Here is a 22186-nt window from a genome sequence, read left to right on the forward strand (position 1 = left end):
GGCTTGGTCTGCGAATGGGCCCTCTGCCCCGCTGCCTCGTCTGGTGCGGCCCTCAGCCCTCCTCATCGACTGTGCCTTGTTGCCATTCCTGGAGTGACCCTGATGACCCGAGATCCGTTGCCTGCCCATCCCGGCCAGCGGGCGAACCAGTCCGCGCACCGTCACGAAGGCCCCATCCCGCCGCTCATCGCGTTGGCGCAGGGTGCACCGGTTGCTGCCAAGGCGGCAGAGGAGGAGCGCCTATTCATTTCGCTCCGCGGCCAGTCGGTGACAAGGCCCGTTTCCGCTGCCCGGGTCTCGGAGTTGCGCCGCGACATCGAGCTTGCACACCGCCTGGCCCGCATGCGGCCGAGAAGCGAGCTGGCCGCCGGGGTCCGCTCACGCCTGGCGGCTCACATCAAGGCTCTGCTGCCGACCGCGCAGGCGGCCGCCGAGGCCCTGCCTTGCGACACCCGCGCTCGCGACGTCGCGCTGAGCGTGGTGCACCAGGCCGCGGAACTGGCAGGCCGTCCGGGAAGGGGCGATCAGGCAGCGATGCTGACGCTGCTGGCCACGAGCGCCACCTTCTTGTCGCGGTACGCAGCCTGCAGCGACACGGCCGCCGGTGCACCCTCCGCATCCCACCCCACGGGGAGGACCCCGTGACGGAACACGGCTCCGTGCTGCTGGCGTGTCCTGATCCGCACGCCGTTGGCGCAAACACGTCGGCGTCCCCTGTTGTTGTGGTCCTGCACGGCGGGCCGTGTCCCGACACGGCGGCACATTCACTGCGGTGCGCCCGCACGGTCGCGAACAGCGTGAGCAGCTATGGCGGGGAGGCCCACCTCGTGGAGGCGGCCGGCTTCGCCCTCCCCTCGCTTGTCGACAAGCTCGACGGGGAAGTCAGGGCGCTCGTCACGACCATGGAAGTGCCACGCGATGCGGGCAGCCTCCAGGGCCTGCTCAACTACTTGGAGATCCCCTACGCGGGTTCCGGCGTTGCGGGCTGCGCCATTGCGGCCCACCAGGTCACCGCGCGCCGACTGCTGCAAGCCGCCCATGTGCCTGTGCCCGCGTACGGGCTGGTGCGCCCGCGCAGCAGCCCGTACAGCGAGGCGCAGCGGATCATGCGGCAAGCCTCTGCCGGCGTAGTCCGGATTCAGCCCCAGGCACCGGCCCGCGGCCCAGCCGGTCCGGGCGATTCCGTATGGCGCGGCCCGTCCACCGCCGCCGGCGCCGAGGCACTGAGTGATCTGCTCACCGTGGCCGGGCCCTTCGGCCCGCTGATGTACGAGAGCGATGAGCCGGGCCAGACGCTGTGGGTGGGGGTCATCGACGATGCCGAAGGCCAGCCGCACACGCTGCCGGGGCTCGAGGCCGAGCCACGGGCGGCGGCCGACAAGGAGACCCTCGGGCGGGCCCGCAGGCTCGCGTTGCGGGCCCAGCGGGCCCTGCACCTGCGGGGCTATGCCCTGCACCGTTTCACCCGCTCTCAGGACACCGGGCTGTTCTGGCGTGAAGTGCAGACCCATCCCGACCTCTCCCCCACCGGGCGGCTGTTCCAGATCACCTCAGCCCATCACGGCTGGACCCACCTCGAGTTCATCGAAGCCCTGCTGAACACCTGCGACACCGACCTGACCGAGGGGGGCCGGTGATACAGCGACACCGCATACGCGCCCGCCACGCGGCCGCCCGGCCCCTTCTCCTGCCTGTGCCCCGCCCGGCCTGCCCTGCCCTTCCGGTCGCCTGCCGTCGCCGGCAGTGGCGTGGCCCGGGCGGTCCGGCCGTGCCTCACACCCACGTGATGATCAAGGAAATCGACGTGATGTTGCCGCTCGCTACCCGCTCGTCCTGGCACGTCCAGTTCGCGCCATTACCGCCCCATCGTGGAGTCGACGTCGTGCACACGAACCTCCGCTTGGGCCTCAGTGCCCTGGACGAGATGCGGGCCGGGGGCGACGCGGTCGGACCTGTGCTGTGCTGTCCCGAGCATCAGGCGGTGCTCATCCCGGTCGAGGAAGGCACCGCGGACCGGTGGCTGGCCCCGCACTCGCAGTGTCTTCGGGCGGGATGGCAGTGCCGGCCCGTCTGCGGCAGCACGGTGAGGCGGTGCGCGGGCCGGGTGTGGCTGCTGCCGGACATCTGCCCCCAGCGGATGGTGCCTGCCTCGTCGCAGGAGTTGCACCACCGACTGTGCGTGAGCCGGGCTCGATGGGCGTCGGCCGCATGAGCCCTGGCCTCGGCACGCCCACAGCGGGCGTCACGTCGCACGTTCTGTCACCTGCTGCCCGCCGTCACGGTGGCCGTGTGCGGGAGGCGCGAGGATGAGCCACTTTATGACCGAGCCGCTGTGGTGGTCTTCCGTGCTCATCAGCACGGGTGCGGCCGCGCTCGCGTTCGGTGAACGGCGGCGCTGTCGCCGTCTGCAAGAGCAGGTGCGGGAGCTGGAGGCAGAGCGCAACGCACGGGACTTCGTGCTGTACTCCGTCGCCGCCTTTCCGTGGGTGGACTGGTTGCGTGCCGCGCAGCAATCCATGGCCACGCCCGAGTTCGTGCAGGTCCCGCCTAGGCTCCACGGGTCGAAGACCGCCGGGTATGTGCAAAGACTCGGCCAGAACCTGGCCCACAGCACACACGTTCTGTGCGAGGAGGCGCGAGCGCGGGCGGCACGGGAGATCGAAGAGCGGGCTGCGGGAGATACCCGCGCGGCGGTGCGGGCCATCGCGACGCAGGTGGCCGGCCAGGGCACGGAGGCGGGCCGGGCCGTGAGCGCCATGCTGGGCACGCAGAGCGATGATGACGCGGTCGAAGAGCTGTTGGAGCTGGATCACCTGCTGCAGCAGCTGGTCCGTACAGCGCAGTCGTACGTGGTGCTGTGCGGCGGGACGCCGCCGGGACGGTCCTGGCCGGCGACGAGTTTCACCGATGTGGTGCGCGGTGCGATGGGCCGCATCCGCAGCTATCGCCGGGTGCAGTTCCAGGAACTGGAGCTGCAGGTGGCGGGTCGTGCCGTGGAGCCGCTGGTGCAGATCGTGGCGGCGCTGCTGGACAACGCCACCCAGTTCTCGCCCCCCAACGCCTGGGTACAGGTGAACTTCCAGCAGGGCCATCAGGGCGTCACCGTAATCATTGATGACGCCGGGCTGCGCATGAATGAAGAGCAGCTCGCCGCCGCGCACGCAGTCCTCACCGGCCAGCGCCAGATCGACATCCACGCCCTGGGGCCCGTGCCGCAGACCGGCTTCCCGATGATCGCCGAGCACCTGCGGCGCTACGGGTTCGCCGTGCGCCTGGAGGTCCCCAGCGCGTTTGAGGGGACGCGGGCCATGGTGTTCGTCCCCTCCGTCTATCTGGTGTCACCGGCCGAGCAGGGCGGCAGCGCGCCGGAGGCGACGGCATCGCCGGTGCAGCCCGGCGTGACGCAAGGCGGTCTGCCGACGCGCTCGCGCCGCTCGCTAGACCCCTCTGCCACACCATCGCTGCCGCCCCACCGGCCCACTCATCCGGCGCCGGCCGGGGCGGCGGGCGCCGCGGCCGCCTGGTCGAAGGGCACGCGCAGCGGCCGCGCAGCGGCACACGAGATCAACTCGCAACAGGAAGAGGTCGGATCATGACGAGCGAGATGCAGGCGGCTGTCCCGGGCGGCGTGGACTGGCTGCTGAACGATCTGCAGGCTCTCGGCGTGCGGTTCTCGGTGGTCGTCTCGGCCGATGGCCTGGTGAGCGGCCACAGTGACGGAATCAACCGTGACAGCGCTGATCAGGTCGCCTCCGCCGTGTCCGGCGTGTGGGCCCTGGGCAAAGCCCTCGCGGTCACGCTCGATGCGGAATCCAACGCCGTACGCCAGAACCTGCTGGAGACGACCGCCGGGTTCATGCTGATCACCGCCGTCGCCGAGAACGGCTATCTGGCTGTTGGCACCCATCCCGACATCGACCTCAGTGTGGTCGCCCACCGGATGAACGAGCTGGCGGTCAAGGTCGGCCAGCAACTGAGCAGCAAAGCCCGCACCCGTACGGCACAGGCGGACCTGCGGCTGTGAGCGGGCGGCGGCACGGTCGGGAGCTGGTGCGGGTCTATGTCCGCACCGGTGGCCGCACGCGCGCCGGCCGCCGCCTGGACTGGGTGACGCTCGTCGTCGCCGCGAACGCCCCCGTGCAGGGCCTGGGGGTGGAGGCGCGGCGCATCGCCGGGCTGTGCCGGGCGCAGGGAGCACTGTCGGTCAGTGAGATCGCCGCCCATCTGGGACTGCCACCGTCCGCGGTGAAAATCCTGGTGTCCGCCCTGATCGACTCCGGCCACCTCACCGTCCCGCCCCCGCCAGAACACACCGACGCCCCCGACATCGATCTGCTGAGGGAGGTCCTGGATGGACTCCGTGCCCTGCGTACCTGACGCCCCGCCCCGCGGGGCCCGGAGCAGTGCGGAATCCGATGGGCCGCATCCGGCGCAGGTCTCCTACCTGGCGCCGACGGTGAACCGCTCCGTGAAGATCCTCATCGCCGGGCACTTCGGGGTCGGCAAGACCACCCTGGTCAACAGCGTCTCCGAGATCGAGCCGCTGCGCACCGAGGAGCCGATCACCCAGGCCAGTACGGGCGTTGATGACCTGGCCGGGCTGGCGGACAAGCACGAGACGACCGTCGCGCTGGACTTCGGACGCCTCACCCTCAACGAGCGCCTGGTGCTCTATCTGTTCGGGACGCCCGGTCAGCAGCGGTTCTGGCCGCTGTGGGACGACCTCGCGCACGGCGCGCTCGGCGCGCTGGTGCTGGTCGACACCCGGCGCCTGGAGGCCTCCGACGCGGTCCTCGGATTCATAGAAGAGCGCGGCCTGCCCTTCGCCGTGGCGGTGAACGAGTTCACCGGCGCCCGCCGCTTTCCTGCCGAGGAGATACGTCAGGCCCTGGATCTGGCGGAGCGCACCCCCCTCGTTCTGTGTGACGCCCGCGACCGCGCGGCCAGCCTGGACGCGCTGATCACCCTCGTCCACTACCTGGCCCGCCGACAGGAGACCCGTCCATGACCAGCCCCGCGCCCGCCTTCCCCGGGCCCCACGACGCGGTCGCCCGCGTCCCGCTGTACGCACCAGAGTTCGCGCCGGATCCGCACCGCGCCTATGAGGGCATGCGCCAGCGGTTCGGCCCGTATGTGCCGGTGGAGCTGGACCCGGGTGTGCCCGCCACGCTGGTGATCGGCTACTACGACGCCGTGCGCATCCTGAACGACCCGCGCACCTTCCCCGCCGACCCTCGCACCTGGCAGGGCAGCATCCCCCGCGACTGCCCGATCCTGCCGATGCTGAAATGGCGGCCCAACGCGCTGCGCAGCGCCGGGCTCGAGCACACCCGCTACCGGCAAGCCACCACCGACAGTCTGGCCGGCATCGACCAGCACCGTCTGCGCACCACCGTCGAAGCCATCACCGGCCACCAGATCGATCAGTTCCGCTCAGCCGGGCACGCCGACGTGATCACCGACTTCGCCTGGCCCGTGGCGTTCCACACCCTCAACCACATACTCGGCTGCCCGCCCGAGACCGGCGCGCGCGTCGCCCGCGGCATGGCGCAGATCTTCGAGGGCGGCAGTGACGCGGCCGCAGGCAACGCCCTTCTCCAGCAGGCGCTGGTCGAGCTGGTCGAGCTGCGCCGCACTCACCCCGGCGACGACATCACCACCCGCCTGGTGGCACACCCCGCGCAGCTGGACGAGGCCGAGCTGATCCATCAGCTGGTCACCCTTTACGGCGCGGGCATCGAACCCCAGCAGAACCTGATCGCCAACACTGTCCTGCTCCTGCTGTCCGACGCGCGCTTCGCCGACGGTGTGCTCGGCGGCAGCCTCACGCCACGGGACGCCCTGGACGAGACGCTGTTCAGCGACCCGCCGATGGCGAACTACTGCCTGAGCTACCCCACCCGGGCCGTCGCGGTGAGCCAGCAGCTGGTGCTGCCCGCACACCAGCCGGTCATCATCTCCCTGGCCGGATGCAACAACGATCCCGCCATCGCCGCGGCCGACCGGGCCGGAAACCGCTCCCACCTGGCCTTCAGTGCCGGGCCGCACGCCTGCCCGGCCCGGCACCCCCGCCTATCTGATCGCCCAGAGCGCCATCGACGTCCTCTTCGACGTCCTGCCGGACCTGCGCATGGCCCCCGGCACGCGCCCTGCGTGGCGGCCCGGTCCCTTCCACCGTGCCCTGGCAGCCCTGCCCGTCCAGTTCTCCCCCAGCACCGCCCGCCCTCACCACTGAAGGAGGAGGCTCATGAACCGTGTCACGCCGTTCGTCCTGGACCCCACGGGCCGCGACCGGACCGGGGAGGACGCCGCGCTGCGCGAGCGCGGACCCCTCACCCGCGTCGACGTCCTGGGCGTCGAGGCCTGGGCCGTCACCGACCCCGCCCTGATCCGCCAACTGCTCACCGACGACCGGGTGTCCAAAGACGCCCGCCAGCACTGGCCGCGCTTCCCCCACGACATCGTCGCAACGTGGCCGCTGGCGCTGTGGGTGGCGGTGGAGAACATGTTCACCACCTACGGCTCCGACCACCGGCGGCTGCGCCGCCTGATCAGCCCGGCCTTCGGCAGCCGCCGCATCACCCGTCTGACCGGTCGCATCGAGGAGATCACCTCCGCCCTCCTCGACCAGCTGCACACCACGCCCGCAGGAGAGGCGGTTGACCTGCGCGAGCACTTCGCGCTGCCGCTGCCGATCCAGGTCATCGCCGACCTCATGGGCCTGGCGCCCGACACCACCGCCGGCTTCCGCGACCTTGTCGACGGCGTCTTCGACACCACCCTCACCCCCGAGCAGGCGCACGCCAACACGGCCCGCCTCTACACCCTGCTGGACGACCTCGTCACCCTCAAACGCGAACAGCCGGGCGACGACCTCACCAGCGACCTCCTCGCCACCCAGACAACCGCCACAGAACGCCCCCTGACCCACCAAGAGCTCCTGGACACCCTGCTGCTGGTCATCAGCGCCGGATACGAGACCACCGTCAACCTCATCGACCAGGCCATCACCGCCCTGCTCACCCACCCCAAGCAGCGCGCCCTGGCCAGCAGCGGCGCGGCGCCCTGGAAAACGGTTGTCGAGGAAGCTCTGCGCTACCAGGCCCCCGTCGCCCACCTCCCCCTGCGCTACGCCGTGAAGGACATCCCCCTCGCCGGCGGTGTCACCATCGCCCAAGGCGAGGCGATCCTCATCTCCTACGCCGCAGCCGGCCGCCACCCCGCCCTCCACGACCAGGCCGACACCTTCGACCTTGAGCGCCGCTCCACCGAGCACTACGCCTTCGGCCACGGCGTCCACTTCTGCCTCGGCGCACCCCTGGCCCGCCTCGAAGCCACCATCGCCCTACGTGAGCTGTTCACCCGCTTCCCGCAACTGGCCCTCGCCGTCCCCCCGCACGAGCTGCGCCCTGTGCCGTCGTTCATCGCCAACGGGCACGCCACGCTGCCGGCCTTCGTGCACCCGGCACCTGACGTGATCGACGCGGCCCGGTGAACGTCCTCGTCGGCGGCCGCACCGATCCCCTTCCTCCCGCAGAGGCCTTCATGAACACCGAACCCCCAGCCGCCGCCACCCGGGACGAGGGCCTGGTCCCACCCGCGTCGTCCTTGACCGCCGCCCAGTGGGACACGTGGTACCTGACGGGCGCCGTCCGCCAGATCACACAGGTCGAAAGCGAGCAGTTCTGCCGCTACATCGACCCCCTCCCGGGCCAGACCGCGGTGGATATCGGCTGCGGGGTAGGCACCTGGACACGCCAGCTTGCCCGGTGGGGCCTGAGCGTCACCGGCTACGACTATTCCTCCGAGGCCATCAAACGCGCCCGGCGCATGGCGGGCCCCCGCCAGAGCTACCAGCTATGGGACGTCGATGCCGCCCCGGTCCCACCCGACCACGCGCCGGGCAGCGTCGACATCGTCACCTGCCGCCTGTCCCTGCCCTACCTCCACTGGCCGCATCTGCGCACCACCGTGACCCCATGGTTGTCCAACGGCGGCGTCTTCCACGCACTGATCCCCCTCGAAGAGAGCACGCCCCTCAACGCCCGCGACCCCTACCGGCGCGCCATGACCCTGGAACAGATCCACGACCTTGGTGACGGCTGGGCCTTCGCCAGGCACTACCGCACCCGCAGCCGCAACCTCACCGGCCTGATCCTGCGTGGCTGGCACGGCAATGCAAACCACGGCCACCCCGTGGTCGTCGACGGCGGCCCACCCGCCACCAGCGACACAGCCCGCGTACCGGGGGGCCCGCCACTTGCATAGCCCGCCCGGCGCGGAGCGTGACCCCTCCGCTCCTGCGGCCCTCACACCAACCCTGCATCCCAGATCGGCACTTCACCGTGAGACCACCCCACCGTGATCCTTCGCACCACCCTGGTCTACGTCATCGTCCCCCTCTACTTCGCGCTCCTCATCGCATCCATCCGCGCCCGCCGCACCACAGCCGCACCCTCTCCCTGCGCGCCCATGCCGTTCTGGCGCGCGTACCTGCGCTCATGCGCCGCGTTCCCCCTCGGCTGCCTCATCCTGATCGGCCTGAGCCTCGTCTTCCCCGGCCGGCTGCCGTAGCCGACTGCCGAGGTGGCAGCTCATGCCAGCACGCCGGGCTCCACGCCGGAGGGCAGCGATGGCCGCCGCCATTTCACCGGCGCCGCCCACCGCCATCCGCCGACGGCAGCACCCGCAGACCAAACGAGCTGTGCAGAGGCTGCGTGCACGCATCGCTGATGGCACCTACCCCGCGCTGGCGACCACCCCTCCGATGGCGTTCCTCGCCATCGAACTCGGCGTGCCCACAGAGGCCATGGTGGAAGCCGTGCACCACCTGCAACAGACAGGCATCATCGCCTCGTGCCAGCGCGGCCGGGCAGTGATCGCCCATGGTGCGCGCGACCAGATCAAGCAGGGCGACGACCCCCTGTACGCGCCCCCGGAGGCCAAGGTGAGCGTACGCAAGCGCAGCCTGGCTCTCGCCGCACAGATGCGCGAAGACATCAACACCGGCGCCTGGCCCCAGGGACAAGTCCGCACCCGGCGCTGCCTGACCGAGCTCTACCAGGAACCGCCGCACATCGTGGCGGGCGCCGTACAGGCACTCAAGGACGGGCAACTGCTCCACGTCCCCGCGGCGATCGGCGCATGGCCACTGCCCGCCCCCGTACAGGCGCCGGCACGCTGGTCATACAGCGCCCAGATGACGCTCGTCGCCGACGTGGAGGCGGCACTCAAGGCCCGCATCGCCGACCCCGAGTTCCCCGGGGGTGAATGCTTGGCCAGCGAGGTCCTGGCAACGGAATTCGGTGTGTCACGCAGCACGGTCGTGGCGGCTCTGCAACGACTGCGAGAGCAGCACCTCATTGAAGGCAAGGGCCTAAAGATCCGCGTGGTCCGGCGCGCTGCGGGCCAGCCATGAGCGCGACCGCCCGTGATCCGAACCAGGGGTACAGCATGCGGGGCGATGACACGGAATACCACCACTACGAGCCGTCGTGGAAGGGGGCCGGGAGCCCGTACGACGTGGGGGGGGGCGATTCCTTCCTCAGCCCCAACCCGGCGCGTGTCTGCCACTGGCTCAGTGGGGGCAGGGGGGAATTCCGGATCGGCGCAGCCTCCGCACGGCGCCTGGCCGAGATCGACGAAACAGTCCGTACGGCGGCCGTCAACAACCGCCTGCACGGCACCTTGATCGCCCACTTCCTGGCGGAGCGGGGCTTCGCGCAGATCCTCGATCTGGGCTGCGGCTACGCCCACGACTGGTCGCGGGCCCTTCGGCGGCGCGAGACGCCGCTGCTGCTGGACGTGCTGCTCCAGGCCACGATCGTGCACGTGGAGATCGACGGCATCGTCGCCGGGCGCGCCCAGAGCACCATGTCCGGCCTCTACGGCAACCCGAGAGTCTTCCACGCCGACATCCGGCTCATGCCCGGGGTGCTCGCCCACCCGCAGATCGAGTTCCAGGAGGCGGTCACCGAGAGCCTCCTGCGGCTGCGCGCCGTCTTCCCGTACATGCCCGTCATCGTGGCCGGGGACCTCAACGTCATCGAGCGCGGCCACCAGCCTGCTCACAAGGTGTTCGGCCAGTGGGAGTACGCCTTCTACGACTCCTTCCAGTCCGCCGGCCTCACTGACGCCTTCCGCCACCTGCACCCTGACAAGGTCGACCATTCCTGGTTCGGGCGCAGCGGCAACGGCTTCCGTTTCGATCACCTCTTCTTCTCCACCCGCCACGCGGTCGGCGTCCTCGCCTGCGACTACCACCAGGAACCACGTGAAGCTGGGCTGACCGACCACGCGGTCATGATGCTGCGCCTGGGCCTTCCGTCCACCCGAGGCGGCGAGGGTGAGGCCCCGCTGTGAGCTTCGGCTGACCGCCAGCCGCCGCAGCGCCCGATGGTCGGCGTTTCGGCCAATCACCCCCGAACGCGTGCCCGGGCGTGGCAAGGGTCGGTGCACCGCGCACCTTCAAAAAGCCGCTGAATCACAGCGCGCGCAACCCGTCCGAAAGGAACAGGTGCTCGAAATCGTGCGGCGTCGTTGAACACGGCGACGCCACCACCACGTCCACGAGGGGGAACACGTTGACGTCAGTCGAACCAGACAGCAGCGAGATCGCAAGCGGCCCGAAGGCCGGAGCCACAGACAACATCTCGAACGCGGAACGGGAGCTGTATGGGGGCCGGCTGCGCTACGACCAGTCCTACGTCCGTCATGAAGGACCGCTGACCCGGCTGAAGTTCGGGCATATGGCGGCTGCGCTGCCGCACATGGTGGGCATGGTGCTGCGCACCGGCTGGCGAGCGGACCGGCGCGCACTGATGGGGGTCGTGGCGGCCGAAGTCGGGCAGGGCGTGAGCGCCGCGTGGGGCCTGGTGGCGGTCAACGGCGTCCTCGCGCAGTTGTTCGCCGACGGCCCGACCGTGGACAAGCTCCGCGACGCCCTGCCATCCCTGGCCGTCCTCGCGGTTACAGGAGTGGTCGGCGCCGTGCTCGCGGCGTGGTCGACCGCGATGTCGGGCCGACTGGAGCCGCAGGTGGAACGGGCGGTCTCCGCCCGGTACTACACGGCCGTCACCGGCGTGGAGGTGGAGGCGACCGAACGGCCGGAGGTCCAGCGAACTCTTGAGGCCGGGAAGTTCGGCACGGACTCGGCCCGCAGAATGCTGCGGCTGTCGGTCGGCGTGGGCAACGTGGTGATCGGCATGGCAGCTGCCGCGGTCGTGCTCGCCGCGCTGCACTGGGCTCTCTTGCCGATGCTGCTGGCGATCGCCCTTCCCAAGGGGTGGGGCGCGGTCCGCTCCGCGCGCCGTGACTACCTCTCCCGGATGAACTGGGTCGACCACCGCAGGGCGATCGCGTCCCTGCTGGCCTACCTGACCCGCCCGCACGCCGCCGGGGAGATCCGCGTGCACGCCGCCGGCGCGAAACTGCTCTCCAGCTACAAGGAGATGTCACGGCAGACGGAGGCGGAGCAGCGGCGCCTGGCCCGGGCGCAGGCTTTGACGGACCTGGTCGCGGGCGCGTTCGCCGGCGTGGCGTCGCTGGCCTGCTACGGCGTGCTGTGGTGGCTGCTGGCCACCGGCGGTCTGCCGCTCGCCGTCGGCGGGACAGCGGTCATCGCCATCCGTACATCGACGGCGCGGCTCACGTCACTGGTGCAGCAGGTCAACCGGCTGTACGAGGAGCTGCTGTTCCTCACCGACACCGAGGACGCCATCAAAGTGGCGGGCCAGAACACGATCCCGCGCACCGGTACGCCGTTGCCCGCTCCGGTGCGGGAGGTGAGGACGCAGGCGGTGTCGTTCACCTACCCGGGTGCCGACACCCCTTCCCTGAAGGACGTGAGCGTGCGGGTGCCGCGGGGGAAGGTGACGGCCCTGGTGGGGGCGAACGGCTCGGGGAAGACCACGCTCACAAAAGTGCTGGCCGGACTGCTGCTGCCCGCCGAGGGAGCGGGAGACGTGTGGTGGGTGGGCGAGTCCGGCGAGCGGGTCGAGCTGCGTGAGGCGAACCGCACCCAGGTCTTCGCCGAAGTCGGCTTGCTGGCACAGGACTTCCCGCGCTGGGAGATGACCGCTGCCGCGAACGTGGCCATCGGGATCGGCGACCGGCCACGGGACATGGACCGCGTCCGCAAGGCCGCCGGCGAGGCGGACGTGCTCGAACTGGTCGAGGGCCTGCCGCACGGCTGGGACTCGATCGTGTTCAAGGGCTACGAGCGCGGTGTCCAGCTCTCGGGCGGACAGTGGCAGAAGCTGGGATCCGCTCGAACAAGGTACAGGCTGGCGCCGTTCCTGCTGGTCGACGAGCCGACCAGCGCCCTCGACCCTCACGCGGAGATCGCCGCGTTCGAGGGGCTGTGGTCCCTGGCCGAGGAGGGGCACGCCGTCGTGCTCGTCACCCACCGGCTCGCCGCGACCATGCGCGCCGACCACATCTACGTCCTCGATCAGGGGCGCGTCGTCGAGGACGGCACCCACGAGGACCTGATGTCCCGCAACGGCGGCCTGTACCACGGGATGTTCACAGCCCAGGCCGCCCAGTACGGGCTCGCGCCGACACCCGACGGCGTTCCCGGCCCCCGCAGCGCCCAACCGTCCGGCCACGAGACGACGAGCTGATCCACCGAGAGACCTCCCCTTGCCCCCAGCTCCCGCTACCCGGCCACCCCGCCCCCACGACATCGAAGGCGAGAGAAGCCCATGCCACCCAGCCCCACCGCAATCCGAAGGACCGCCGAGGCCTACCTCGACCGGCACCCCAGCGAGCGTGCAGCCCTTGCCGGGCTCCTCACCGCCCTGAACCGAACCGTCGACGCGAGCGCCCGGACGACGCTGCCCGGGCACATCATGTGCAGCGCCGTCATCATCGACCGGCACGGCCGGGTCCTTCACATCCGGCACCGGGCCACCGGCGGCCTCATGCTCACTCCCGGTGGCCACATCGAGCCCGAGGACCGCACACTGCTCGCGGCGGCCCTGCGCGAGACGGGGGAGGAGGCCGGGATCGCGCCGGGCGCCCTGTGCCTGACCCGGCAGCTGCTCGGCTCTCCCATCGACATCGCCGTCAGCCCGTCCAAGGGGGAACCGGTCCACCGCCACTACGACTTCCGCTTCGTCTTTTACCTCGCCGCCGAGGAGCCTCCAACGATCGTGCTACAGGACGAGGAGGTCTCTGGTGCCCAGTGGCTCCCGCAGCCGGAGGTCACCTCGCCGACGCTGCGCGCGAAACTCCTCGCGGCGCACCTGGACGGCAGGCCGAAGCCGGTGAACGCTTCCGCACTGATCCACGACGGGGCCCACCGGTACCTGCTTCACCTGCGCGACCACAAGCCCGGCGTCATGTGGCAGTCGGGGGCGTTCGCCCTTCTCGGCGGCGGCCGTACCCACGACGACCTGAGCCTGGAGGGCACCCTGCTGCGGGAGCTGTCCGAGGAGGTGCCCGACCTCCGTCTCGAGGCCTTGAAGCCCTACACCCTGGAGTCCGCCACCAGCATCGACGGCCTCAGCGTCCCTGTCCAGGTCTTCGTCGGCCGTTGGCGCGGCAACCCTGATCGACTCGCCCTGCATGAGGGTGTGCTGCTGCGCTGGTTCGCGGTCGACGAACTGGACCGGCTGCGCCTGAGCCCGTCCACCCGGGACCTGATTCGTCGGCACGCGGCTGAGAACCCCCCGGGCAGTGAGCCGGCCGTGGCTCCTCGCGTGTGGGACGGGGGCAGCCGGGTGGTGCTGAACGGCGTCGGAGTCCACCTCCACCTCGAAGACGCCGAAGGCCGGGTGCTTCTCGGCCTGCGTCACCCCGACTCGAAGTACGCGGGCGACACCTGGCACTACCTCGCCGGGCGGTGCGAGCAGGAGTCGGCCCTCTCATGCCTGGTACGCGAGGCGTGGGAGGAGGCAGGACTGATCATCAACCCCGCAGACGTGGAGCTCGCGCACGTCGTCCACGTGGTCGACGCGCCGGGCAGCCTGCCTCTGATGCAGCTCATCTTCCGGGCTCGCCGGTGGGAGGGCACCCCAGAGGTTCGCGAGCCCGACAAGTGCCTGACCTGGCGGTGGTGGCCGCGGCACGAGCTCCCGGACCGCCTCGTCTCCTACACCCGCACGGCCATCACCGCAATCTCCGAAGGCCGCCCCTATTCCCAGCTGGGCTGGTGAGCAGGGTGACCGGAGCGCGGCCTGCGCACCCAAGCCCGGGGCCCGGCTGCGCACCGAACAGCGCCCGTGACCCGGCCCACAATCACGACAAGCAGCACGTTGACGTACACAGCCCGCGACGAGTGGGAGCAGCACTACTGCGAGGGGAAGGGGTGGCGGCCGCTCGGTGAGCGCGAACAGCAACTCCTTGCCGAGCACGCCCCGGTCCCCGAGGGTGGGGGCCGGGCCCTGGATGTGGGCTGCGGGACCGCGGAGCTGGCCGCCCACCTGGCCAGGGTGGGCTACGCCGTGGACGCCGTCGACTTCACGGACAGCGCGATCGCCCGGGCCCGCGAGGAGCACGTCGGCATCGAGGGCGTGCGCTGGCTGCAGCTGGACACCGAGCGTGACGACCGTGCCCCGCTGCACGAGGTGGGGTACGAACTGATCACGCTGCGGCTGGTGTACCCGTTCATGCGGGACCGCGGCCGGATCGCTCACGGGCTGGGCGAGCGGCTGCGCGACGGCGGCGCACTCGTCGTCATCACTCCGATCGTCGAGAACACCCCTGCGGAGCGGCGCGGGATCGCCCTGGACGAGGACGAGATCACGCTGCTCGGTGCGGGCTGGAAAAGGGTGGAGCGGCTGGACGCGGACAGTCTGGCCTTCCTGGTCCTGCGCGGGCCGTGCCACCTCGACACGCGGGCCGTCGAGAAGCGGCCGACCACCGGCCACGCCCTGACCGGCGCTTTCGCCGTCGTCACCGACGACGCCGGCCGGGTCCTGCTGGGCCGCTCCCGGCGCTGCATGCTCGAGCTGCCCGGCGGCAAAGACCACCGGCCCGGAGGACTTCGCCGCAGCCGCCGTGCGCGAACTCGCCGAGGAGACCGGGCTGGTCGCCGATCCGGCCGACGCGCACGTGGTGACAATGCTGATCGACGACAGCCACGGGGTCCCGCGGCTGACGGCTGTCGTCCGCATCACCGCCTGGACGGGCACTCTGGCCAACCCCGAGCCGGACAAATTCGACCGTTGGGAGTTCTTCGACCTCCACGCCCTCGCCTGCGTCGGGGACGTGTTCGCCCCGGCCGCTCTCGCGCTCGACGCCGTATGGCCCGGCATCCTTCCCGTCCTGCCGCCCGCGACCTCCTGCCCCATCGCCGCCGACCAGCCGCCCGTACCGGGGGAACCGGCCGAGGCCGCCCGGCTGCGCGCGTCGATGACCCAGATGGTCATCGACGGCGGCTGGGCCCCCTCCGCACCAGTCCAAGAGGCGCTGCGGACCGTACCGCGCCACCGCTTCACCCCGGAAGCAAACCTTGAGACCGCCTACGACGGCGGCGACCGGGTCGTCGTCACCCGACGCCACGAAGCCGGGACAGCAATCAGCTCGGTGTCCGCGGTCTGGCCCCAGGCCGACATGATCGAACACCTGTCCCTGAAACCGGGCGCGGTCGTGTTCGAGGCGGGATCCGGCGGCTACAAAGCCGAGCTGCTGGCGCACGTCACCGGACCCGACGGGCGCGTCGTCACCGCCGATATCGACCCGTGGGTCGTCCGCCGCACCCGCGCCTTCACCACGGACGCCGGCAGCGGACGCGTCACCCCCACCGAAACTGACGCCACCTTCGGAGCGCCCGCTGGTCTCGTGCCGCGCGGCGGCTTCGACGCCAGCGTGATCACCTACAACTGCTGGGACATCACCCCGGCCTGGCGGGAGCAGTTGACCGAGGGCGGACGCCTGGCCCTGCCGCTGGAGATGGGCGGCTACACCCGAGCGGTCACCTTCGAACGCCACGGCGAGGTGCTGTATGCCGCCACTTCACCTACTGCGGTTTCGTCCGCGCCCAAGGGCAACAGGCCCGCACCATCCCGGTGCTCCCCCTCCTCGACGGTGGGCTGACACTCCGCTTCAAGCACGGCACCGCCGCCGATACGACGGGCTTGGAGGAGGCGCTGCGCGGGCCGCGGCACGAGGTTTTCACGGGCGTGACCATGGGTGCGAACGCCCACTTCGGTTCCGATCCGCTGGCCCTGTTCCACCGGACACCGGGGACCCGGCCGGTGCGGTGGAAGACCCGCCACCACGGCTGCGGGAGGAAAGCCCCGTTCGCGTACAGCATCGCGGTGGAGCCATGTCCCTCCTGTCCACCTTCAGCGACAGCGAACTCGAAAAGGGCCTCGAAGAGATGCACGCCGCCCACCCCGGACCCGAGCTGGTCTTCCCCGACCGCTTCGCCTTCATCCGCGGCCACCGCACCTGAACACGCGCCGAGCCGGACACGGAGCAGGGACGTGCGCCAGGTCGCGGCGTCGGCCGGGTGATCGCTCCGCTGCGCCGCGCACTGCTGGACACCTCCGTGCTGACTACAGACATCATCGCCGCCAGCCCGTCCACCCAACCGCGGCCGTCCCCCGCGCCCTGGAGCAGCCCTCCAGGCTGCGTGAGGAGGCAGACGCCTTGCGAGGCCCTCGGTATCACGGAATGCGTCCCACCATGAACCCTTCGCCGTCCTGGAACTCGATCAGCACGCCACTGTCTGTCAGGAAGATCCAGCACGCGGGAGAGCAGTCCAGCACCGTATCCGCATGGCTTGCTATCACAGCGGCTCCCAGCGCCACCGACGGCACAGCGAAATTGCTCCAGAACACGACTGCGAGTTCATCTGCCCCCCCCAGACGGCCGGTCCGGTCCAGGCGTCTCGGGCCGACGACGCGGCTCGTTAGAGTGCCTGCGTGTCGAGGACCAGCGTGAGTAACGAGACAGGCAACCTGCTCTGCCTGTGGGTGGAGCCGTGGGGAACTGATCACTGGATGCGGCCGGGCGAGGAGTTCACCGTCGTGACCGAGACGGAGCCCGAGGAGTCGCCGTTCAACGTCGTCGTTCATGACCAGGGCATCACGGTGTGGGTGAACGCAGGAAGCGACGCCGAGGTCTTCGACAAGGATGGCAATCCGGCACCATGCGGGCATCAACGGCCTGCCGACGCCGGATCCTGACCGGTCGGGTCGTCAGGCGAGTGGCTCGACGGGCCTGTCGGTAGGGTTCTTGGGCCGCTTGTTCGGGCGGTAGCTGGGGCCGTTCATGATGACCTGATGGCTGGTATTGATGGGCCGGTCCAGGAGCGACTCGGCGACGACGGGGTTGGGGAAGAGGGGATACCAGTCGCTGGGCGCCCGGTTGCTCGTGATGATCAGCGAGCGTCCCTGCCGCTCGGAGACGAGTTCGTAGATGTCATCGGCCTGGGCAGCGGACAGCTGTCGCATCGCGAAGTCATTGAGGATGAGGACGTCAGGCCGGATGAGTTCGCGGATCCGTTTCTCCCAGGTGCGGTCCGCGTGACCGCCGGCGAGGTCGGCGAGGATGCGGCTGTTCTTGGCGAAACGGACGTGGGCGCCCTGGCGGACGGCGAGGTGGCCGAGGGCTGGGCGATGTGGGTCTTGCCGACGCCGAACGGGGCCGAAGAGGATGACCGGCTCGCCGGCATGCAGCCAGCGCAAGGCGCCCAGGTCGCGGATCTGGGCGGCGGGCAGTTTCGACGAGGCGGTGAAGTCGAACTCCTCCAGGGTGACCTGCTGCTCGAACTTCGCCCGCTGCAGACGCCGTTGGAAGGCGACGGTCTCGCGGCGGGTGATCTCGTCCTGGCAGAGAACCTGGAGGAAGTCGAGGTGGCAGAGTTCGCCGCCGTGGGCCTGGGCGAGGCGGGCGTCGAGGGTTTCCAGCATGCCGGACAGTCGCAGGGCCTTGAGTGACTCCCGCAGGGCGGCGTCTATCACGGTCATCGGGCTTCCACCTCGGCTTCGTCGTGCACCTGGTCATCGTGGATGTCGTCCGTCGTGTCGGGGGTCGCGACGGTGGCAAAGAGCCGGTCCGGGCCGTGGAGGAAGGCCGCAGCCCCGGCGTCTCCGCTGGTCTCGGGCTCGGTCTCGGTGCCGGCGATAAGGATGCCCTTGATGGTGCGGTAGGACGGATCGCCGACCGCGATGGCCCTGGCGCAAGCGGCTTCCAGCCGTGTCTCGCCGTACTTCTTCCGGAGGCCGAGCACCCCCTGGGCAGCGCGGAGCCGATAGAGCACGTTGACCTCCAGTAGCTGGTCGACGACCTCCCGGCAGGCGTCGCCGACCTCGGACGCCTGGCTTCGGCACCAGACCGGCGTCCGCATCTGGAAGGCGATCTTCTCCGGCGGATAGTCGCTCTTGTCGGTGCGTTTTCCCTGGTCAAGGGCAGTATGCGTCTTGATGAGGGAGCCGTGGTGGAAGACCTGCACCATCGTGGCGGTCGAGCGGACATCGACGCGGCGGCCGATCAGCTTCCACGGCACCGAACAGAGAGTGCGGCCGACCTTGATGTGGATGTCCGGACCGACCGTGGCCGTCGACCAGCGGGCCAGCACGAACGGAGTCGGCGGCAGAGGCAGCAGTTCAGCCGCCTCCAACGCGTCGAACACGGCCATCGGGGCGGCCCCGCCTAGCGGCCGGCACTTCCGCCGTCCGGCGACCTGCTGACTCCAGGTCACGGCCTCGGCCTGCATGTGCTCAATGGAGGTGAACTCCCGGCCTCGCCAGAACGAGTCGCGGACATAGGGCATCTGCCGCTCGACCCGCGGCTTGTCCTTCGGCTTCGCCGCTCGAGCCGGATCAACCAACGCACCGTAGTGAGTGGCGAGTTCGGCATAAGCCTTGTTGATTTTCGTGTCGTAGAGGTTGGGCTTGTCGACGCCGGTCTTCAGGTTGTCCGGGACGAGCCGGCGCGGGACGCCGCCGAAGTATCGGAAGGCCCCGCGACGTGCGCTTTCGTCCATGCGTGCTGGTCCAGGTGCAGCACCGGCCGGACGAACATGTGCCGCGAACACGGCAGCACCATCACGAACGCCCAGACCCGATGGCGCTGCCCGGTCCGCGGATCGATCCACTGCCCGAGGAAGCCGTAGTCGATCTGAGCCTCCGATCCGGGCTCGACGTCGTCGCGCAACACGGTGACCTGCGACTTCGCCACCTCGTCCGGCAGCGTCGCATGCACCCAGCGGCGAAAGGAGGAGAGGAGATCGACACCTGCAGCTTGTGCTCGTCACGCAGCCGCTGGTGGATCGTCGAGACGGTCACCGTCCCGAGCAGGCTCTTGATGTAGTCGCGGTGCTGATCGATGTCAGGCCAGGTCACCTGCCTTAGCCGTCTGTCGATGAGCCCGGGGAACCACTCCTTGATCAGCTTTACCAGTCTGCCTCGCTCATCGGCGGGCCGCCCGGGCTGATCCCCGCCGCTTCCGCCGGGGCCAGGTAATTCCTGACCGTCTTGCGGTCCACCCCCAGCGACGCGGCCAGCTCGCTCTTCGAGCGGCCCGCGTACCAGTGAACGTAGATCTCGGTGATCTCGACCACGACGAACGTTCTCCTCGCCATCCGGACTGCCCATCGGCCATCCGAACCACGGGACGAGGAACACGGGCAGCTCCGCGACGACCAGGTCCCTCGATCCCGACCTCCGCGCTACCCATGGCCAATTAGGAGAGTTCGAGATGGGGAATTACATGACGCTCAAACCGCCCAACCTGGGAAAAAACTTGAATGTCGACACCGAGACGGGTTCCGCTGGAAACGCACCCGCGACAGCATCCGGCACCAGGCCGATCCGGCCCTCCAGGCCGCCGCACGGGAGCGGCTGGAGGGTTTACGGCTGTACGGCTGAACTCCGAAGCCGGTGTGGCGGATCTGTATTACCTGGACGAGTGCGGGTCCTCGCCGACCCTGCCCACCGGCTCCACCTGGGCCCGCACTGGGACACGGGTGGTGGTGAAGCGGGAGGACACCAAGAACCGCCGGGTCAACGTGCTCGGCGCGTTGAACGACACCGGCCCCGGTCCGAGCTTGTGTGGACCACTGTCGAGGGGAAGATCGACGCGGAGATGGTCCTCGACTTCGTCTGCACTCACATCGCCCGGCTGCCCGACGGCGCCGACAGCCTCGGCGCACTGTCCGGCTTCCAGCGGCACCGCCCCTGCACCATCGTGCTGGACAACGCTTCCCTTCACCACGCCCAGCTCTTCAAGGGTCGCCCGCCATCCACACCGCCCTGACGCGGCGAGCAGCCACGATGACCCCGCACGCAAGTCAAATACTCCAGGACCGGTGTTGTGAAGCGTCTTCCCAGGTAGGGAGACCGCGCTCGTGGCATGACTCGCTCGGTCGGTAGCCAGGGCCCCGGCGCTGCACGGTTCCGACCGGTCAGAGGCACAAGAGAATCGGCGGAGTGGGGTCACTGACTCAGCCGCCGTTCGTCCCGTGAAGACTCTGGCGCACCCTGGCCAACTGCCGTGTGCCTTTGTAAGGTTGCGCCGGTACCAACCTTCGGCCACTCCCCCCTCGGGCCGTAGCGGTCATCTCTCTGATCCGCTGACACCGTTTGGGAGAGTCATGCGCACATGCAGAGTGTGGCACGCCGCGATCACGGGCGTCGTCGCCCTCGCCGTCGCCGCCGTGCCCGCTGTCGCGTCCGGCGCTCAGGAGCAGCCCTCGTCGACGACTGCCGGGAGCGACGCGTTCTACACCTACAACGGCAGCAAGCCGCTGTCCTCGTACAGTCCCGGGGACGTGCTCAAGGTCCGGACGCTGCCGTACCACGTCCTGGGTATCGCGACCCCCCTCCAGGCGACGCAGCTGCTCTACCGCACCACCGACGCGCAGGGCCACCCGTCCGCAGGCGTGACCTCCGTGCTGCGCAGCCCCGGTGGCGACGGCCGCAAGGTCGTGTCGTACCAGTCGTTCTACGACTCGCTCGACCCCGAAGACGGTCCATCCCGGGCGGTCGCGGGCAACCTCAAGCTGCCCGGCGGCTTGATCGCGAACGGCGAGTCCACGCTCGTGGCGCCGCTCCTGCTGTCCGGCTACGACGTCGTCCTGCCTGACACCGAGGGGCAGGCCGCCCACCTCGCGGCCTCCCGCGAGTACGGGTACAACACGCTGGACTCCTTGCGTGCCGCTTCCAGCGCGGAGTCGCGGACCGGCATCAGCCCCGATGCGCGCGTCGGCCTCATGGGCTACTCCGGCGGTGCCGTCGCGACCAACTGGGCCGCTTCCCTCGCGCCCACATACGCCCCCGACGTCAACAAGCGCCTGGTGGGGTACGCCGAGGGCGGGGTGCTCGTGAAGCCCTCGCACATCCTCAGGTACATCGAAGGCAGTCAGGTGTGGTCCGGGCTCATCCCGGAGTTGCTCATCGGGCAAGCGCGTTCGTACGACTTCGACATCAAGAAGTACCTGAACGACTACGGCAAGCAGCTGGTCGACGAGCACCAGCACTCCTCGATCGCCGACGCGCTGGGCCACTACCCCGGTCTGACGTGGAAGAAGATGGCGAAGCCGGAGTACGCGAACCCGAACTCCGTACCCGAGCTCGTCGAGACGGTTAACAAGTCCAACCTTGGCCTGGCACCGGCCCCGACCGTCCCCGGCTACATCGGTCAGGGCAACGCCGGCTTCCTGGAGGGAACCACGAGCAACATTGCGGGCATCGGCTCGGGCGACGGCACCACGGTCGCCGGGGACACACGGGCGCTGGCGCGGAAGTACTGCGCCGAGGGCGACGCCGCGGTCTGGTACCAGCAGTACGACGTCCTCAGCCATTTGACCGCGCCCACGGCCACGGTGCCCACCGCGCTCGCCTGGCTGCGCGCCCGGTTCGCCGGCAAGCAGGCCCCGTCCTCCTGCGGCAGCATCGCCGAAGGCAACTCACTTGCGGCTGACGAGGCGGTCCCCGCCGGATGAGGACCTGACGGGGGCCGCAGCGAGCTCCGCCACGACCGATTAGCGCCGTCCCGTATAAGCGCGTGAACAGCGGCGCTGTTTTGCCGCCCCAAAGGCGACGGAGTCCACCACGCCATGCTCGGTATCGCCCGTCTCCACAACCTCATCCTCGGCGGGGCTGGGCGCACTGACCAATAAGGGGACGACCCCACCCGTGCCGACTCGAGGATCAGCTGCGGGACAAATCTCAGCCACCGGTTTGCTTCCGAACGACGCACAGGCGGGCTGCTGTTGGCAATCGCTACCGGC

General features: G+C 69.9%; 20 protein-coding genes and 4 pseudogenes. 21 read left to right on the forward strand and 3 right to left on the reverse strand.

The window, feature by feature from the left end:
* Nucleotides 1–93: 93 nt before the first annotated feature.
* The 17 genes and pseudogenes from ABD236_RS23360 (at nt 94) to ABD236_RS23445 (ending at nt 16402) form a co-directional block, all read left to right on the forward strand.
* Entirely contained in the window at nt 94–645 is a 552-nt protein-coding gene (locus ABD236_RS23360) for a hypothetical protein (RefSeq protein WP_344076364.1), read from the forward strand.
* A 152-nt stretch (nt 646–797) separates the two neighbouring features.
* Nucleotides 798–1637: a D-alanine--D-alanine ligase family protein gene (locus ABD236_RS23365; protein WP_344076368.1), complete on the forward strand. Its 840-nt coding sequence runs from the start codon at nt 798–800 to the stop codon at nt 1635–1637.
* 681 nt (nt 1638–2318) lie between these two features.
* A complete protein-coding gene (locus ABD236_RS23370) occupies nt 2319–3596 on the forward strand; it encodes an ATP-binding protein (RefSeq protein WP_344076370.1) in 1278 nt (425 codons plus the stop codon).
* Entirely contained in the window at nt 3593–4024 is a 432-nt protein-coding gene (locus ABD236_RS23375; protein ID WP_344076372.1) for a roadblock/LC7 domain-containing protein, read from the forward strand. Before ABD236_RS23370 ends, ABD236_RS23375 begins: the two co-directional genes overlap by 4 nt.
* A 26-nt stretch (nt 4025–4050) precedes the next feature.
* On the forward strand, nt 4051–4377 hold the full coding sequence (locus tag ABD236_RS23380) for a DUF742 domain-containing protein (protein ID WP_344076374.1): 327 nt from the start codon (nt 4051–4053) through the stop codon (nt 4375–4377).
* 91 nt (nt 4378–4468) lie between these two features.
* Nucleotides 4469–5008, forward strand: coding sequence for a GTP-binding protein (locus ABD236_RS23385; RefSeq protein ID WP_344076376.1), 540 nt, complete (start codon nt 4469–4471; stop codon nt 5006–5008).
* Nucleotides 5005–6235: pseudogene (locus tag ABD236_RS35045) on the forward strand (cytochrome P450 family protein). The gene ABD236_RS23385 and the pseudogene ABD236_RS35045 overlap by 4 nt, the downstream one beginning before the upstream one ends.
* A gap of 12 nt (nt 6236–6247) precedes the next feature.
* A complete protein-coding gene (locus ABD236_RS23400; RefSeq protein WP_344076382.1) occupies nt 6248–7495 on the forward strand; it encodes a cytochrome P450 family protein in 1248 nt (415 codons plus the stop codon).
* Complete coding sequence (locus ABD236_RS23405; RefSeq protein WP_344076384.1) at nt 7492–8268, forward strand: class I SAM-dependent methyltransferase; 777 nt, start codon at nt 7492–7494, stop codon at nt 8266–8268. The genes ABD236_RS23400 and ABD236_RS23405 overlap by 4 nt, the downstream gene beginning before the upstream one ends.
* 93 nt (nt 8269–8361) lie before the next feature.
* Complete coding sequence (locus tag ABD236_RS23410) at nt 8362–8574, forward strand: hypothetical protein (protein WP_344076386.1); 213 nt, start codon at nt 8362–8364, stop codon at nt 8572–8574.
* A gap of 58 nt (nt 8575–8632) precedes the next feature.
* Nucleotides 8633–9418 carry a GntR family transcriptional regulator gene (locus tag ABD236_RS23415; RefSeq protein ID WP_344076389.1) on the forward strand — a complete coding sequence of 262 codons (786 nt, stop codon included), beginning with the start codon at nt 8633–8635 and terminating at the stop codon, nt 9416–9418.
* Between the two features lie 35 nt (nt 9419–9453).
* A complete protein-coding gene (locus tag ABD236_RS23420; RefSeq protein WP_344076391.1) occupies nt 9454–10362 on the forward strand; it encodes an SAM-dependent methyltransferase in 909 nt (302 codons plus the stop codon).
* Between the two features lie 323 nt (nt 10363–10685).
* Complete coding sequence (locus ABD236_RS23425) at nt 10686–12623, forward strand: ATP-binding cassette domain-containing protein (protein ID WP_344076700.1); 1938 nt, start codon at nt 10686–10688, stop codon at nt 12621–12623.
* Between the two features lie 81 nt (nt 12624–12704).
* Nucleotides 12705–14159 carry an NUDIX hydrolase gene (locus tag ABD236_RS23430; protein ID WP_344076393.1) on the forward strand — a complete coding sequence of 485 codons (1455 nt, stop codon included), beginning with the start codon at nt 12705–12707 and terminating at the stop codon, nt 14157–14159.
* A gap of 234 nt (nt 14160–14393) precedes the next feature.
* Nucleotides 14394–14630, forward strand: a pseudogene (locus ABD236_RS23435) (methyltransferase); the annotation flags it as partial.
* A gap of 373 nt (nt 14631–15003) precedes the next feature.
* Entirely contained in the window at nt 15004–16041 is a 1038-nt protein-coding gene (locus ABD236_RS23440; protein ID WP_344076395.1) for a hypothetical protein, read from the forward strand.
* Between the two features lie 232 nt (nt 16042–16273).
* On the forward strand, nt 16274–16402 hold the full coding sequence (locus ABD236_RS23445) for a hypothetical protein (RefSeq protein WP_344076397.1): 129 nt from the start codon (nt 16274–16276) through the stop codon (nt 16400–16402).
* A gap of 214 nt (nt 16403–16616) precedes the next feature.
* Here the strand turns inward: ABD236_RS23445 and ABD236_RS23450 are convergent, their stop codons facing one another.
* Nucleotides 16617–16790, reverse strand: coding sequence for a hypothetical protein (locus tag ABD236_RS23450; protein WP_344076399.1), 174 nt, complete (start codon nt 16788–16790; stop codon nt 16617–16619).
* Nucleotides 16791–16874: 84 nt separating this feature from the next.
* On the opposite strand from ABD236_RS23450, the gene ABD236_RS23455 reads away from it, so the two are divergent.
* Entirely contained in the window at nt 16875–17138 is a 264-nt protein-coding gene (locus tag ABD236_RS23455; RefSeq protein ID WP_344076401.1) for a hypothetical protein, read from the forward strand.
* Nucleotides 17139–17150: 12 nt separating this feature from the next.
* Here ABD236_RS23455 and ABD236_RS23460 read toward each other — a convergent pair whose 3' ends face one another.
* Both ABD236_RS23460 and istA read right to left on the reverse strand, forming a co-directional pair.
* Nucleotides 17151–17921 (reverse strand): ATP-binding protein, encoded by a 771-nt coding sequence (locus ABD236_RS23460; protein ID WP_344076403.1) that lies wholly within the window; start codon nt 17919–17921, stop codon nt 17151–17153.
* Nucleotides 17918–19516, reverse strand: a pseudogene (gene istA, locus ABD236_RS23465) (IS21 family transposase). The gene ABD236_RS23460 and the pseudogene istA overlap by 4 nt, the downstream one beginning before the upstream one ends.
* 488 nt (nt 19517–20004) lie before the next feature.
* Between istA and ABD236_RS23470 the strand changes: the two are divergent.
* The 3 genes and pseudogenes from ABD236_RS23470 to ABD236_RS23480 all read left to right on the forward strand — a co-directional run.
* Nucleotides 20005–20211, forward strand: a complete 207-nt coding sequence (locus ABD236_RS23470) for a hypothetical protein (protein ID WP_344076406.1) — start codon at nt 20005–20007, stop codon at nt 20209–20211.
* A gap of 337 nt (nt 20212–20548) precedes the next feature.
* Entirely contained in the window at nt 20549–21898 is a 1350-nt protein-coding gene (locus ABD236_RS23475) for a lipase family protein (protein ID WP_344076408.1), read from the forward strand.
* 81 nt (nt 21899–21979) lie between these two features.
* Nucleotides 21980–22075, forward strand: a pseudogene (locus tag ABD236_RS23480) (IS5/IS1182 family transposase); the annotation flags it as partial.
* Between the last annotated feature and the right edge of the window lie 111 nt (nt 22076–22186).

It is taken from the genome of Streptomyces crystallinus (assembly GCF_039521265.1).
In the GTDB taxonomy this organism is placed as follows: Bacteria; Actinomycetota; Actinomycetes; order Streptomycetales; family Streptomycetaceae; genus Streptomyces; species Streptomyces crystallinus.

Bases quoted from the DNA above. Each gene is read 5' to 3' on its own strand.
- ABD236_RS23370 (WP_344076370.1), top strand. From the start codon at position 2,319: ATGACCGAGCCGCTGTGGTGGTCTTCCGTGCTCATCAGCACGGGTGCG.
- ABD236_RS23375 (WP_344076372.1), top strand. From the start codon at position 3,593: ATGACGAGCGAGATGCAGGCGGCTGTCCCGGGCGGCGTGGACTGGCTG.
- ABD236_RS23400 (WP_344076382.1), top strand. From the start codon at position 6,248: ATGAACCGTGTCACGCCGTTCGTCCTGGACCCCACGGGCCGCGACCGG.
- ABD236_RS23415 (WP_344076389.1), top strand. From the start codon at position 8,633: ATGGCCGCCGCCATTTCACCGGCGCCGCCCACCGCCATCCGCCGACGG.
- ABD236_RS23420 (WP_344076391.1), top strand. From the start codon at position 9,454: ATGCGGGGCGATGACACGGAATACCACCACTACGAGCCGTCGTGGAAG.
- ABD236_RS23430 (WP_344076393.1), top strand. From the start codon at position 12,705: ATGCCACCCAGCCCCACCGCAATCCGAAGGACCGCCGAGGCCTACCTC.
- ABD236_RS23445 (WP_344076397.1), top strand. From the start codon at position 16,274: ATGTCCCTCCTGTCCACCTTCAGCGACAGCGAACTCGAAAAGGGCCTC.
- ABD236_RS23460 (WP_344076403.1), bottom strand. From the start codon at position 17,921: ATGACCGTGATAGACGCCGCCCTGCGGGAGTCACTCAAGGCCCTGCGA.
- ABD236_RS23475 (WP_344076408.1), top strand. From the start codon at position 20,549: ATGCGCACATGCAGAGTGTGGCACGCCGCGATCACGGGCGTCGTCGCC.